Here is a 768-nt window from a genome sequence, read left to right on the forward strand (position 1 = left end):
GGTAACGCAACATATCACGATGATGACGGCGAATACGACCATTAATTGCATTGGCAATGTCAGTAATACTTGCTTTTGTTCGCCAATCCACCATTTTTCGAAGACCATCGGTCTCTATTTTTTCACCATTTAGAATCGCTTCAAGGATACGGCGTCCCGATACACCAAAAATGTCTGATAGAACGGATGTTAGCTTGATATTAGCATCTTGAAGGATTTTGTGAATGCGATTCTGCTCTGATGTGCGATGATGAATCAATTTTTTTCGATAACGAGTAAGATCTCGTAAATCACGAATATCCTCTGGTGGGACAAAATTGTTTTCAATAAGTCCGCATCTTAGAAGCTTGGCAAGCCATTCGGCATCTTTCACATCAGTTTTACGCCCTGGAACATTTTTGACATGTCTGGCATTGGCAAGAACAAGGTGAAAGATCCTTCGAGTATATTCCATATTGGTTTCCAGTAGACTCCGGTACTTTCCATCACAACATCGGATACCTGAAGGGTAGCGAGCCAATCACTTAAAGCCAAGAGTCCCATTGTTGTAGTTGAAAAAGTTTCAATAGAGGTCTTTGGCTTTTTATCTAATGGACCAAATAATACACAGGCTACTACTGTTTCTTGGTGTACATCTAGGCCAGCACACCGTTCAATCATTGCTTCCATAGGAGAATCACCTCAATAAAAGATTAACAATACATATGACAGGAGATTTGTTACAAAAATTTTTGTATACGTACTAGCAGTACACTAAATGGTTCTTCC

At 39.7% G+C, this 768-nt stretch carries 2 protein-coding genes; both read right to left on the bottom strand.

Features of this window, described 5'->3' with window-relative positions:
* Positions 1-373 (bottom strand): IS110 family transposase (locus AC1DVB_RS27690; RefSeq protein WP_477592054.1); only part of this gene is annotated, 373 nt, incomplete at its 3' end.
* Positions 370-669 carry an IS110 family transposase gene (locus AC1DVB_RS27695; protein ID WP_454861441.1) on the bottom strand — a complete coding sequence of 100 codons (300 nt, stop codon included), beginning with the start codon at positions 667-669 and terminating at the stop codon, positions 370-372. The genes AC1DVB_RS27695 and AC1DVB_RS27690, both read right to left, overlap by 4 nt.
* Positions 670-768: the final 99 nt, after the last annotated feature.

Source organism: Peribacillus sp. P4_D6, assembly GCF_056401795.1.

Bases quoted from the DNA above. Each gene is read 5' to 3' on its own strand.
- AC1DVB_RS27695 (WP_454861441.1), bottom strand. From the start codon at position 669: ATGGAAGCAATGATTGAACGGTGTGCTGGCCTAGATGTACACCAAGAA.